10 protein-coding genes are annotated in these 11,393 nt (G+C 66.8%); 7 read left to right on the plus strand and 3 right to left on the minus strand.

Annotated features, from left to right (window positions below; all coding sequences use genetic code 11):
• The first annotated feature begins 154 nt into the window (after positions 1-154).
• Positions 155-1,996, plus strand: coding sequence for an RNA polymerase sigma factor RpoD (rpoD, locus tag DFP85_RS11705; RefSeq protein WP_133636445.1), 1,842 nt, complete (start codon positions 155-157; stop codon positions 1,994-1,996).
• Positions 1,997-2,086: 90 nt separating this feature from the next.
• On the opposite strand, the gene DFP85_RS11710 is transcribed toward rpoD, so the two are convergent.
• Positions 2,087-2,743 (minus strand): hypothetical protein, encoded by a 657-nt coding sequence (locus DFP85_RS11710; protein WP_133636446.1) that lies wholly within the window; start codon positions 2,741-2,743, stop codon positions 2,087-2,089.
• Positions 2,744-2,805: 62 nt separating this feature from the next.
• Positions 2,806-3,744: a LysR substrate-binding domain-containing protein gene (locus DFP85_RS11715; protein WP_133636447.1), complete on the minus strand. Its 939-nt coding sequence runs from the start codon at positions 3,742-3,744 to the stop codon at positions 2,806-2,808.
• A 168-nt stretch (positions 3,745-3,912) separates the two neighbouring features.
• Between DFP85_RS11715 and DFP85_RS11720 the strand changes: the two genes are divergently transcribed.
• The 6 genes from DFP85_RS11720 (at position 3,913) to DFP85_RS11745 (ending at position 10,383) form a co-directional block, all read left to right on the plus strand.
• The gene (locus DFP85_RS11720; protein ID WP_133636448.1) at positions 3,913-5,292 is read left to right on the plus strand and encodes an L-serine ammonia-lyase; all 1,380 of its coding nucleotides are present in this window, start codon (positions 3,913-3,915) and stop codon (positions 5,290-5,292) included.
• Between the two features lie 324 nt (positions 5,293-5,616).
• Positions 5,617-6,393 carry an ABC transporter ATP-binding protein gene (locus DFP85_RS11725; protein ID WP_133636449.1) on the plus strand — a complete coding sequence of 259 codons (777 nt, stop codon included), beginning with the start codon at positions 5,617-5,619 and terminating at the stop codon, positions 6,391-6,393.
• Positions 6,390-7,136, plus strand: coding sequence for an ABC transporter ATP-binding protein (locus DFP85_RS11730; RefSeq protein WP_133636450.1), 747 nt, complete (start codon positions 6,390-6,392; stop codon positions 7,134-7,136). The genes DFP85_RS11725 and DFP85_RS11730 overlap by 4 nt, the downstream gene beginning before the upstream one ends.
• Positions 7,137-7,228: 92 nt before the next feature.
• Positions 7,229-8,449, plus strand: a complete 1,221-nt coding sequence (locus DFP85_RS11735) for an ABC transporter substrate-binding protein (RefSeq protein ID WP_133636451.1) — start codon at positions 7,229-7,231, stop codon at positions 8,447-8,449.
• Between the two features lie 58 nt (positions 8,450-8,507).
• Positions 8,508-9,395, plus strand: coding sequence for a branched-chain amino acid ABC transporter permease (locus DFP85_RS11740; protein ID WP_106230535.1), 888 nt, complete (start codon positions 8,508-8,510; stop codon positions 9,393-9,395).
• Between the two features lie 4 nt (positions 9,396-9,399).
• Positions 9,400-10,383: a branched-chain amino acid ABC transporter permease gene (locus DFP85_RS11745; protein WP_133636452.1), complete on the plus strand. Its 984-nt coding sequence runs from the start codon at positions 9,400-9,402 to the stop codon at positions 10,381-10,383.
• Between the two features lie 95 nt (positions 10,384-10,478).
• Here DFP85_RS11745 and gfa read toward each other — a convergent pair whose 3' ends face one another.
• Positions 10,479-11,189 (minus strand): S-(hydroxymethyl)glutathione synthase, encoded by a 711-nt coding sequence (gfa, locus tag DFP85_RS11750; protein ID WP_243737282.1) that lies wholly within the window; start codon positions 11,187-11,189, stop codon positions 10,479-10,481.
• Between the last annotated feature and the right edge of the window lie 204 nt (positions 11,190-11,393).

Here is an 11,393-nt window from a genome sequence, read left to right on the forward strand (position 1 = left end):
GGCGCAACCTGACAACCTAACACACCTGAATGACCGCGCAAATACACCGAACTGGCAGAAAGGTGGTTTCACCCGCTATACTGTTCGGCTTATCGAGTTTTCACCGCCTCAGTGCTTCAGGTGCTTCATTCTTCTTCGTCGAGATAGGGTTTCTATGGCTGGAAATGCGCAGCAGCAGTCACGTCTGAAGGAGTTGATCGCGCGCGGCAAGGAACAGGGCTTCCTGACCTATGCCGAGGTCAACGACCACCTTCCCGAGGATATCGCCGACCCGGATCAGGTGGAAGACATCATCGGCATGATCAACGACATGGGCATCAGTGTCGTCGAGGAAGCCCCCGATGAAGACACTCTGATGATGTCGGATCATTCCACGGACGAGTCGGCGGCCGAGGAAGCCGTGGCCGCCCTCGCCGCCGTGGAGAGCGACGTCGGCCGCACCACCGATCCCGTGCGCATGTACATGCGCGAGATGGGGACGGTGGAGCTGCTGACCCGCGAGGGTGAGATCGAGATCGCCAAGCGGATCGAGGAGGGCACCCGCGAGGTGATGTCGGCGCTGGCCTACCTGCCCGGTGCGGTGGACTCCATCCTCGAGGCCTATGATGCCACCCAGGACGAGGAGGCGCCCGGCCGTCTCTCCGACCTCTTCTCCGGCTTCATCGATCCCGACGAGGGTATCCCCGGCGTGGCCGAGGCGGAGGTGCCCGAGGAGGAGCCCCGCGACGAAACCGAGGGCGATGCCGACGACGAGGACGCCGAGGCCGAGGAGGAGACCACCGGCGGCCCCGATCCCGAGGAGGCCCGGGCCCGCTTCGAGCAGATCCGCGAGCAGAACGCCGCGGCGCAGGCCGCCATCGAGGCCCATGGCCGCGGCTCGAAGGAGGCCCAGGAGGAGCTGGCACGTCTCGCCCAGCTTTTCTCGCCGATCAAGCTGGTGCCCAAGCACTTCGAGCGCCTGGTGGGGCAGGTGCGCATCAGTGTCGAGCAGGTGCGCGCCCAGGAAAAGGCGATCATGCAGCTGTGCGTAAAGAAGGCCAAGGTGCCGCGCAAGACCTTCATCAAGGCCTTCCCGGGCAGCGAGTCGAACCCCGAGTGGCTCGACGATTTCAGTGCCGCTAACCCGAAGTACGCGGCACGCCTCGAGCCGCTGCGCGGCGACATCCAGCGTGCCCAGCGCAAGATCGCCTTCGAGGAGGAGATGATCCAGCTGCCGGTGACCGAGATCAAGGAGGTCAACCGTCGGCTCTCCATCGGCGAGGCCAAGGCACGCCGGGCCAAGAAGGAGATGGTCGAGGCCAACTTGCGCCTGGTGATCTCCATCGCCAAGAAGTACACCAATCGCGGCCTGCAGTTCCTGGACCTGATCCAGGAGGGCAACATCGGCCTGATGAAGGCGGTGGACAAGTTCGAGTACCGTCGTGGCTACAAGTTCTCCACCTATGCCACCTGGTGGATCCGTCAGGCGATCACCCGCTCGATCGCCGACCAGGCGCGCACCATCCGCATCCCGGTGCACATGATCGAGACCATCAACAAGCTCAATCGTGTCTCGCGCCAGATGCTGCAGGAGATGGGTCGCGAGCCGACCCCGGAAGAGCTCGGCGAGCGCCTCGAGATGCCCGAGGACAAGGTGCGCAAGGTGCTCAAGATCGCCAAGGAGCCGATCTCCATGGAGACGCCCATCGGCGACGACGACGACTCGCACCTGGGCGACTTCATCGAGGACGGCACCATCCTGCTGCCCATCGACTCGGCGACCGGCGAGGGGCTGATCGAGGCGACCCGCAACGTGCTCGGCGGTCTCACCGCCCGCGAGGCCAAGGTGCTGCGCATGCGCTTCGGCATCGACATGAACACCGACCACACCCTCGAGGAGGTCGGCAAGCAGTTCGACGTCACCCGCGAACGGATCCGCCAGATCGAGGCCAAGGCGCTGCGCAAGCTGCGCCACCCCAGCCGCTCCGAGCCGCTGCGCTCCTTCCTCGACGAGTAGTCGTCGGAAAGGACGGGAAGGGCATCATGCCCGCCCCAACGACAAGCCCCGCAGGCGATGCCTGCGGGGCTTGTTGCGTTTCGGGGGGGGTCAGGCGGTACGACGCGCCAGGGCCCAGCGGCGGGCCAGCAGGGCCAGCTCGATCATGGCAATAAGGATCAGCGCATAGCCGAAGAGCTCCACCACCTCCTCGGCGGCATCCTTGAAGGTGCGCGCATAGTCCTCGCGCAGGATCGCCTGCCACATCTCGCTGCGGCCATAGAGTCGCGAGAAGACATAGGTGGTCAGGAAGCCGGCGGCGAACAGGCCGAAGGAGAGGCTGTTGGCGTAGCCCGCGAACTGTGCCGCGAATTCGCGGCGGCGGCGGATCACGCCATAGAGGCTCGGCAGGATGATCAGTGCCACCAGCAGCTGCCAGGCGCCGTCGAAGACGTAGGTGTCCAGGTGGACGTCCTGCTCGCGCACCAGGGAGCTCGCCACGAAGGCGAGCAGCAGCAGGCTCACCTGAGGCAGCTCGCGCAGCCCGACCCTCACGTAGAGCAGCAGCAGCGTCGCGAGCGCCAGCAGGGCACTCTGGGCAAGCTCGGTGAAGCCCCGTTCCGAGAAGCGGGTCTCGGGCAGGTAGAGGGCCTCGTAGTAGACGCCCTGGACGATGCCGGCGATTAGCAGGATATAGAGGCTTGCCCTCAGGCAGGTGGCGGCGAAGCCGATCGGCATGGGGCGGTCGGGGGGCAGGCGGGGAGGCATCGCGAATCCATTCAGCAGGTCATCCAGGGGGTGACCATTCTACCGTCCCGCCCTCGGCGTGCCTACTCGACCGTCAGGCCTGCCGGCACGGCGCGGCGCGCCTCCTCGACGATCCAGTCGTGCACCGCGGCCACCCGGCGGTCATCCAGGGCGCCCGGGGCATGGACGATGCCGTAGCGCATCCCGGTGGGCACCCGCTGCGCGAAGGGGGCGATCAGGGAGCCGCTCTCCAGCTCGCCGCGGATCAGCGTCTGGCGGGCGATGGCGACCCCCATGCCGGCGATGGCCGCCTCCATGGTCAGGTGGTTGCGGTTGAAGGTGTAGCCCCGGCGCAGGTTGAGGGGCGGGGCCTCGATGGCCTCCAGATAGCGCTCCCACTCGGCATGCTCATGGCTGCCGCGCCAGGCGGTGACGTCGTGCAGCAGCGGGTACCAGGCCAGGTCGGCGGGGTGGCGAAGGGGAGGGCGGCCCCGCAGCAGGGCCGGGGCGCAGACCGGGAAGATGTGCTCCTCCATCAGCGGCGTGATCGAGAGCCCCGGTGCCTGGCCGTCGTTGAGGTCGAGGGCCAGGTCGAAGTCACCGTCGCGCAGCGAGAGGCTGCTGTCCTCGGCCCTGACATGCAGCTCGATGTCGGGAAAGCGCGCCTGCAGCCGGGGCAGGCGCGGCATCAGCCACTTGTGCAGGAAGGAGGGCACCGAGCGCAGGCGGATCACCCCGCTCATCACCCCGCTGCGCAGTCGCCGCACCTCGAGGCCCACGGCCTGGTAGGCCTCGTCCACCACCGCGGCCAGCCGCCGTCCCTCCTCGGTCAGCTCGAGCCGCCGGGGCAGGCGGCGGAACAGCTTGAAGCCCAGGCGCTCCTCCAGCTGCTTGATCTGCTGGCTCACCGCGCCGGTGGTGACATGCAGCTCCTCCGCCGCCCGGGTGAAGGAGAGGTGGCGAGCGCTGATGGCGAAGACCTTCAGCCAGGCATGGGTCTGGGCGTGCAGGAGTCGGCTCATGGTTTAGCTGGACTATACTGTGGGCGAGATATTCTGGCTTGTTGCCGGGACGATGCCGCACCAGCATAGAGACAACGTCAACCCAAGGCCAGAAACGTTCAGTAGCACTGAACCCGGAGGCTGCAAGGCTCCGCCCCGGCCACCCTGTCCGTCACGCGAGGTTCTTCCATGGCAATCAGCGTCTTCGACCTCTTCAAGATCGGCATCGGGCCCTCGAGCTCCCACACCGTGGGGCCGATGGCGGCGGCTCATGACTTCGTCCAGGTGCTGAAGCGTCGTGACCTGCTGGAGCGCGTGACGCGCCTGGAGATTCACCTGCATGGCTCGCTCTCCGCCACCGGCAAGGGCCACGGCACCGACCGGGCCGTGGTGATGGGGCTGATGGGCGAGCATCCCTCGCACATCGACCCGGCCATCGTCGCCCCGCGCATCGAGGCACTGCTCGAGTCACGGACCCTGCACCTCGACGGCCACCAGGCGATCCCCTTCCACTGGAGCCGGGACCTGCAGTGGCACGACGAGAGCCTGCCCTACCATCCCAACGCCCTGACCCTGGTCGCCCACGGGCATGCGGAGACGCTCTATCGCAACGTCTACTACTCCGTGGGGGGCGGCTTCGTGGTCGACGAGGCCCAGGCGCGCTCCGGCGAGCTGGACAGCGACACCACGGCGCTGCCCTATGACTTCAATTCCGCCGCCGAGCTGATGGCGCTGTGCCGCATGCATGGCCTGCGCATCAGCGAGCTGATGATGGAGAACGAGAAGGCCTGGCGCAGCGAGGCCGAGGTGCGCGCGGGCCTGTGGGAGATCTGGCAGGCCATGCAGGTCTGCGTGAAGACCGGGCTCGCCGCCGAGGGCGTGCTCCCCGGGGGGCTCGAGGTCCGTCGTCGGGCGGCCTCGCTGCACCATCGGCTGCTGGCCATGGACGGCGATGATAGCCTGATCGCCTCGACCTTCTCGGCCATGGACTGGGTCAACGTCTTCGCCCTGGCGGTGAACGAGGAGAATGCCGCCGGGGGCCGCATGGTCACGGCGCCCACCAACGGGGCGGCGGGGATCATTCCGGCGGTGCTGCACTACTACATGAAGTTCCAGCCACAAGCCTGCGAGCGGGAGGTGGTGGACTTCCTGCTCACCGCCGGTGCCGTGGGGATCCTGTGCAAGAAGAATGCCTCCATCTCCGGCGCCGAGGTGGGCTGCCAGGGCGAGGTCGGTTCGGCCTGCGCCATGGCCGCTGCCGGCCTCGCCGAGGTGATGGGCGGCAGCGTGGGCCAGGTTGAGAATGCCGCCGAGATCGGCCTCGAGCACAACCTGGGGCTGACCTGCGACCCGATCGGCGGCCTTGTGCAGGTGCCCTGCATCGAGCGTAACGCCATCGCCTCGGTCAAGGCCATCAATGCCGCACGCATGGCCCTGCGCGGCGACGGCGAGCACTTCGTCTCCCTGGACCACGTGATCCGCACCATGCGCGACACCGGTGCCGACATGCAGGAGAAGTACAAGGAGACCTCCCGCGGCGGCCTGGCCGTCAACGCCATCGAGTGCTGATGGCTGCACGGCAGCCGCGGCCTCGAGCCAGAGCAGACGCGATGTCCCGCAAGGGGCATCGCGTCTTTTTTTGCCCGACATAGTTTGCAAGCTATTGATCCCGCGGGCGTCTACACCATTGGTCGAGTTCGGTGCTTCTCCTGTTGCCGTGCCGCGGCCAGTCCTCTAGCTTACGTTAACGTAAAGTGCAGAGTATTCTCCGGGGCCGCCTGAAAGTGTCACCCAGGCCCTCGATGCCGGAACCGCCACAACCACAACAACGGCCGACAACAACGACAACAGCATCCACGGCGGATCGCCCGAGCGATCCAGAGAGGACGAACCATGACCCAGGAGTTCATACTGGAAACTCGCGGGTTGACCAAGGAGTTTCGCGGCTTCACTGCCGTGGACGACGTCAACCTGCAGGTTCAGGAGGGGCACATCCATGCCCTGATCGGCCCCAATGGGGCCGGCAAGACCACCGTCTTCAACCTGCTCACGAAGTTCCTGCCGCCCACTCGCGGCGAGATCCTCTATCGCGGCAAGCCGATCACCGGCATGAAGGCCAACGAGATCGCCCGCCTGGGCCTGGTGCGCTCCTTCCAGATCTCCGCGGTGTTCGCCCACATGACCGCCATGGAGAACGTGCGGGTGGCCCTGCAGCGCAAGCTGGGCACCTCCTTTCACTTCTGGAAATCCGAGAAGAGCCTCGAGCACCTCAACGAGCGGGCCCTGGAGCTGCTCGACGAGGTGGGCCTGCGCGAGTACGCCGACGTGCTCACCGTGGAGATGCCCTACGGGCGCAAGCGGGCGCTGGAGGTGGCCACCACCCTGGCGCTGGAGCCCACCCTGATGCTGCTCGACGAGCCCACCCAGGGCATGGGCGCCGAGGACGTCGACCGCATCGTCGAGCTGATCCGCCGGGTCTCGAAGGGTCGCACCGTGCTGATGGTGGAGCACAACCTCAGCGTGGTCAGCCGGCTGTGCGACCGCATCACCGTGCTGGCCCGCGGCAGCGTGCTGGCCGAGGGTGATTACCAGGCGGTCTCGCGTGATCCCCAGGTGCGCGAGGCCTACATGGGCAGCGATGCCGCGGCGGAAGAGGAGGCCAGCGCATGAGCCAGGCAGCCGAGAAAGCCACCGAATACCACGACCTGGATGGCGCCGAGATGCTGCGGGTCAGCGACCTGCACGCCTTCTACGGCGAGTCGCACATCCTCCACGGCGTCGACTTCGACGTGAAGCGTGGCGAGCTGGTGACGCTGCTGGGGCGCAACGGCGCCGGGCGCAGCACCACCCTCAAGGCGATCATGAACATGGTCGGCCACCGCACCGGGTCGATCGTCATCAACGGCACCGAGACCCTGGCCATGAAGCCGCACCGCATCCCTCGGCTGGGCATCGGCTACTGCCCCGAGGAGCGCGGCATCTTCTCGAGCCTCGACGTCGAGGAGAACCTGCTGCTGCCGCCTACGGTGCGCAGCGGCGGGATGGGGATCGACGAGATCTACGCGATGTTCCCCAACCTCTTCGAGCGGCGCCGCAGCCAGGGCACCCGGCTCTCCGGGGGCGAGCAGCAGATGCTGGCCATGGCGCGCATCCTGCGCACCGGCGCGCGGCTGCTGCTGCTCGACGAGATCACCGAGGGGCTCGCCCCGGTCATCGTCCAGGCGCTGGGCGAGGTGCTGGTCAAGCTCAAGGAGCGCGGCATGACCATCGTGCTGGTCGAGCAGAACTTCCGCTTCGCCGCCCCGCTGGCCGACCGCCACTTCGTGATGGAGCACGGTCGCATCATCGAGGAGATCAGTGCCGCCGAGCTGCCCTCGCGGCGCGAGCACCTCAACTCCCTGCTGGGGGTGTGACGGCGTGCCGTCCTCCCTGCAGTTCATCCACCGCAATGCAACCCGCATCGACAACAACAAGCAGCCCCACCCGGGGCCACGGAGATGACATCATGACCTTCAACAGGAAGACGCTTGCCAGCAGCATCGCCCTCGCCGCCGCCACCCTGATGGCCAGCGGCGCCCAGGCCCAGATGAGCGACAGCGAGGTACGCATTGGCTACCTGGCCGACATGTCCGGCACCTACCGCGACCTGGCGGGGCCGGGCGGCCTGGCCGCGCTGGAAATGGCCGTGGAGGACTTCGGCGGCGAGGTGAACGGCGCCCCGATCGAGGTCTTCAGCGCCGATGACCGCAACAGTGCCGACGTGGGCGCCAACACCGTCCGCGAGTGGTTCGACACCCGCAACGTCGACCTGGTCGCCGGCCTGGTCGCCTCCTCGGTCTCCATCGCCGCCACCAAGGTGATCGAGGAGAACGACGGCCTGGGCATCGTCTCCGGCTCCGCCGCCTCCAGCATCACCAACGAGCACTGCACGCCGAACCACATCCACTGGGTCTACGACACCTACCCGCTGGCCAACGGCACGGCCAAGGCGGTGGTGGAGCAGGGCGGCGACACCTGGTTCATGCTCACCGCCGACTACGCCTTCGGGCATGCCCTCGAGGCCGACGTGACCAAGGTAGTGGAGGAGAACGGCGGCGAAATCGTCGGTGGCGTGCGTCACCCCTTCCCGACCAGCGACTTCTCCTCCTACATCCTCCAGGCCCAGGGGTCCGGGGCCAAGATCGTCGGCCTGGCCAACGCCGGTGCCGATACCGTCAATGCCATCTCCACCGCCAGCCAGTTCGGCTTGACCCAGTCCGGCCAGCAGCTCGCCGGCCTGCTGATCTTCCTCAACGACGTCCACTCCATGGGCCTCGAGGATACCCAGAACCTGCTGCTCACCACCGGCTGGTACTGGGACATGGATAACCAGGCCCGCGAGTGGGCCGACCGCTACTTCGAGCGCGTCGGCAAGCGTCCGACCATGGTCCAGGCGGGCGTCTACTCCAGCACCATGCACTACCTGGAAACCGTGGCCGAGGCGGGCACCGACGACCCAGAGACCATCCGTGCGGCCATGGCCGAGCGCCCGGTGGAGGACTTCTTCTCGCGCAACGGCCGTATCCGCGAGGATGGCCGCATGGTCCACGACATGTACCTGGCGCGGGTTAAGACCCCGGAAGAGTCCACCGGCGAGTGGGATGTCTACGAGATCCTCGCCACTATCCCCGCCGAGGAGGCCTACCGCCCGCTCTCCGAGAGCCAGTGCGACCTGGTCAACAACTGAGCGGATGCGGTAACGGCGGCGGCCTCGGCCGCCGCCCCTCTGACGGGAGGTCCATGACATGACAATGATTTTCGGGGTGCCGTTGATGGTGTTCATGGGCCAGCTGATGCTGGGCCTGATCAACGGCGCCTTCTATGCGCTCCTCAGCCTGGGCTTGGCAGTGATCTTCGGCCTGCTGAAGATCGTCAACTTCGCCCACGGCGCCATGTACATGCTGGGGGCCTTCGCCACCCTGCTGGGCCTGCAGTACCTGGGGCTCAACTACTGGGTAGCGCTGCTGCTGGTGCCCCTCGTGGTGGGCGGGCTGGGCATGGTGATCGAGCGCCTGATCCTGCGGCGCATCGCCCACCTCGACCATCTCTACGGGCTGCTGCTCACCTTCGGTCTGGCCCTGATCTTCGAGGGCACCCTGATCAACTTCTTCGGCGTGTCGGGCTCGAGCTATCCCACGCCCACGGCCCTGGAAGGCGGGATGAACCTCGGCTTCATGTTCCTGCCCACCTACCGCGCCTGGGTGCTGGTGGCGGCGCTGGTGGTCTGCCTGGGGACCTGGTTCATCATCGAGCGCACCCGCCTGGGCGCCTACCTGCGCGCCGGCACCGAGAACCCGGCGCTGATGCAGGCCTTCGGAGTCAACGTGCCCCAGCTGATCACCCTGACCTATGGCTTCGGCGTGGCCCTGGCCGCCTTCGCCGGGGTGCTGGCCGCACCGCTCTACCCGGTGTCACCGACCATGGGCTCGAGCCTTTTGATCGTGGTCTTCGCCGTGGTGGTGATCGGCGGCATGGGCTCGATCCTCGGCGCCGTCATCACCGGTCTGGCCATGGGCCTGATCGAGGGCCTCACCAAGGTCTACTACCCCGAGGCGGCCAACACCGTGATCTTCCTGGTGATGATCCTGGTGCTGCTGCTGCGCCCCGCGGGACTCTTCGGCAAGGAGGCATGACGTGATGGCCACGACCCAACACCTGACCCCCGCCATGCAGCGTCAGCGCAATGCCCGGCTGCGCCGCAATGGCCTCTACCTGGTCCTGATCGTGATCGGCCTGCTGGCGCCGCTCGCCATCTACCCGGTGTTCCTGATGAAGGTGCTGTGCTTCGCGCTGTTCGCCTGCGCCTTCAACCTGCTGCTCGGCTATGCCGGCCTGCTCTCCTTCGGGCACGCCGCCTTCCTGGCCACCGGCGGCTACTTCACCGGCATCATGCTGGCCAGCTACCCGGGGCTGACCCCGGAACTCGGGATCCTGATCGGCACTCTCGCCGCCGTGGTGCTCGGCACCCTGTTCGGGGTGCTGGCGATTCGCCGCCAGGGGATCTACTTCGCGATGGTGACCCTGGCACTCGCGCAGATGATGTTCTTCTTCTTCGTCCAGGCGCCCTTTACCGGCGGCGAGGACGGCCTGCACGGCGTGCCGCGGGGTGAGCTGTTCGGGCTGATCAGCCTCTCCGACAACCTCAACATGTACTACTTCGTGTTCGCGGTCTTCGTGATCGGCTTCGCCATCATCCAGCGCACCGTGCACTCGCCCTACGGGCAGGTGCTCAAGGCGATCCGCGAGAACGAGCCGCGGGCCGTCTCGCTGGGCTACAACGTGGATGCCTACAAGCTGGTGGCCTTCGTGCTCTCCGCGGGCCTGGCGGGCCTGGCGGGCTCGACCAAGACGGTGGTCTTCCAACTTGCCTCGCTGACCGACGCTCACTGGCACATGTCCGGGGAGGTGATCCTGATGACCCTGCTGGGCGGTGTGGGCACCCTGTTCGGGCCCGTGGTGGGCGCCGGCCTGGTGGTCAGCCTGCAGACCCAGCTGGCGCAGTCGCCGCTGGGCAACTGGGTGAGCGTGATCCTCGGCCTGATCTTCGTGGTCTGCGTGCTGAGCTTTCGCAGCGGCATCGTCGGCGAGATCCAGAAGATGGTGCGCAAGAACTTCAAGTAGGCAGAACTTCACGTAGGCCTTAGCGGCCGGAACGCCATCGGGCGCCCCTTGGGGCGCCCGATGGCGTTGGTGCCTGACACGCCGAGCTGGCGGGGTTACAGCACGCCCTTGGCCTTGGCCGTATGGATGGCGATGGCATCCATCAGCGGCGGCGACAGGCAGTCGTAGGGCTCCAGGCCCAACTCCTTGAGCCGGCCGCGGACCTTGTCCATGTTGTCGGGGTTGGCGCCCGACTCGATGATCGAGGAGACGAAGGCGGCGAACTCCGGTGCCGCCCAGCCCGTGTCGTCGGAGAGTTCCGTGTGGATGAAGTCCAGGCCGTGGAAGGGGTGGTCGGTGTTCTCGATGCGGCCGAACATGTGGACACCGCACTCCTTGCAGGCATGGCGCTGGATGGCGGCCGAGGGATCGACGACCTCCAGCTTGTCCTCGTTGGCCGTGACGCTGAGGCTGTCGCGAGGCACCACGGCGACCATCGAGAACAGGGCCCCCTCGGGCTTCCAGCACTTGGTGCAGCCGCACACATGGTTGTGGGCGCACTGAGCCTTGACGGTCACCTCGACGGGCTTGTCGGAACAGTGGCAATGCAGGGTGCCGCCGTCGAAGCTGTCACTGCCGGCACGCACACCGCTATCCACGGCGGGATGGATCCTGATGTCGCTCATGGTGGTGGCTCCCTGGGTGGTGGCTGCTGCGGAAGAGGTCGCTGCGGGGGGCTCGGGTCGGTCACGGCCCTGCTGAGGCGTCGTCGAGGGTGTCGCCCCCTGGCCGCCGAACCAGCGCTTCAAGGTGTCCATCAGGCTCATGGGCTTCCGCTCCTCTTGTAGTCTTGTCAGCATGGCGATCACCTGCGTCGTTGTGGGCCTGGCGGCAGCGGTCGGTCACGCCGCGTCAGTAGTGAAGCCTCAATAGTGCAGCACGGTGCGGATGCTCTCGCCCCGGTGCAGCAGCTCGAAGGCCTCGTTGATCTGCTCGAAGGGCATGTCGTGGGTGATGAAGTCGTCGATGTT

Source organism: Halomonas ventosae (assembly GCF_004363555.1).
Lineage (GTDB): Bacteria > Pseudomonadota > Gammaproteobacteria > Pseudomonadales > Halomonadaceae > Halomonas > Halomonas ventosae.

What these genes read in the sequence shown, in the direction of transcription:
- DFP85_RS11730 (WP_133636450.1), top strand. Translation starts at nt 6,390, where the DNA reads ATGAGCCAGGCAGCCGAGAAAGCCACCGAATACCACGACCTGGATGGC.
- DFP85_RS11735 (WP_133636451.1), top strand. Translation starts at nt 7,229, where the DNA reads ATGACCTTCAACAGGAAGACGCTTGCCAGCAGCATCGCCCTCGCCGCC.
- DFP85_RS11715 (WP_133636447.1), bottom strand. Translation starts at nt 3,744, where the DNA reads ATGAGCCGACTCCTGCACGCCCAGACCCATGCCTGGCTGAAGGTCTTC.
- DFP85_RS11725 (WP_133636449.1), top strand. Translation starts at nt 5,617, where the DNA reads ATGACCCAGGAGTTCATACTGGAAACTCGCGGGTTGACCAAGGAGTTT.
- DFP85_RS11720 (WP_133636448.1), top strand. Translation starts at nt 3,913, where the DNA reads ATGGCAATCAGCGTCTTCGACCTCTTCAAGATCGGCATCGGGCCCTCG.
- rpoD (WP_133636445.1), top strand. Translation starts at nt 155, where the DNA reads ATGGCTGGAAATGCGCAGCAGCAGTCACGTCTGAAGGAGTTGATCGCG.
- DFP85_RS11710 (WP_133636446.1), bottom strand. Translation starts at nt 2,743, where the DNA reads ATGCCTCCCCGCCTGCCCCCCGACCGCCCCATGCCGATCGGCTTCGCC.
- DFP85_RS11740 (WP_106230535.1), top strand. Translation starts at nt 8,508, where the DNA reads ATGACAATGATTTTCGGGGTGCCGTTGATGGTGTTCATGGGCCAGCTG.
- DFP85_RS11745 (WP_133636452.1), top strand. Translation starts at nt 9,400, where the DNA reads ATGGCCACGACCCAACACCTGACCCCCGCCATGCAGCGTCAGCGCAAT.
- gfa (WP_243737282.1), bottom strand. Translation starts at nt 11,189, where the DNA reads ATGAGCCTGATGGACACCTTGAAGCGCTGGTTCGGCGGCCAGGGGGCG.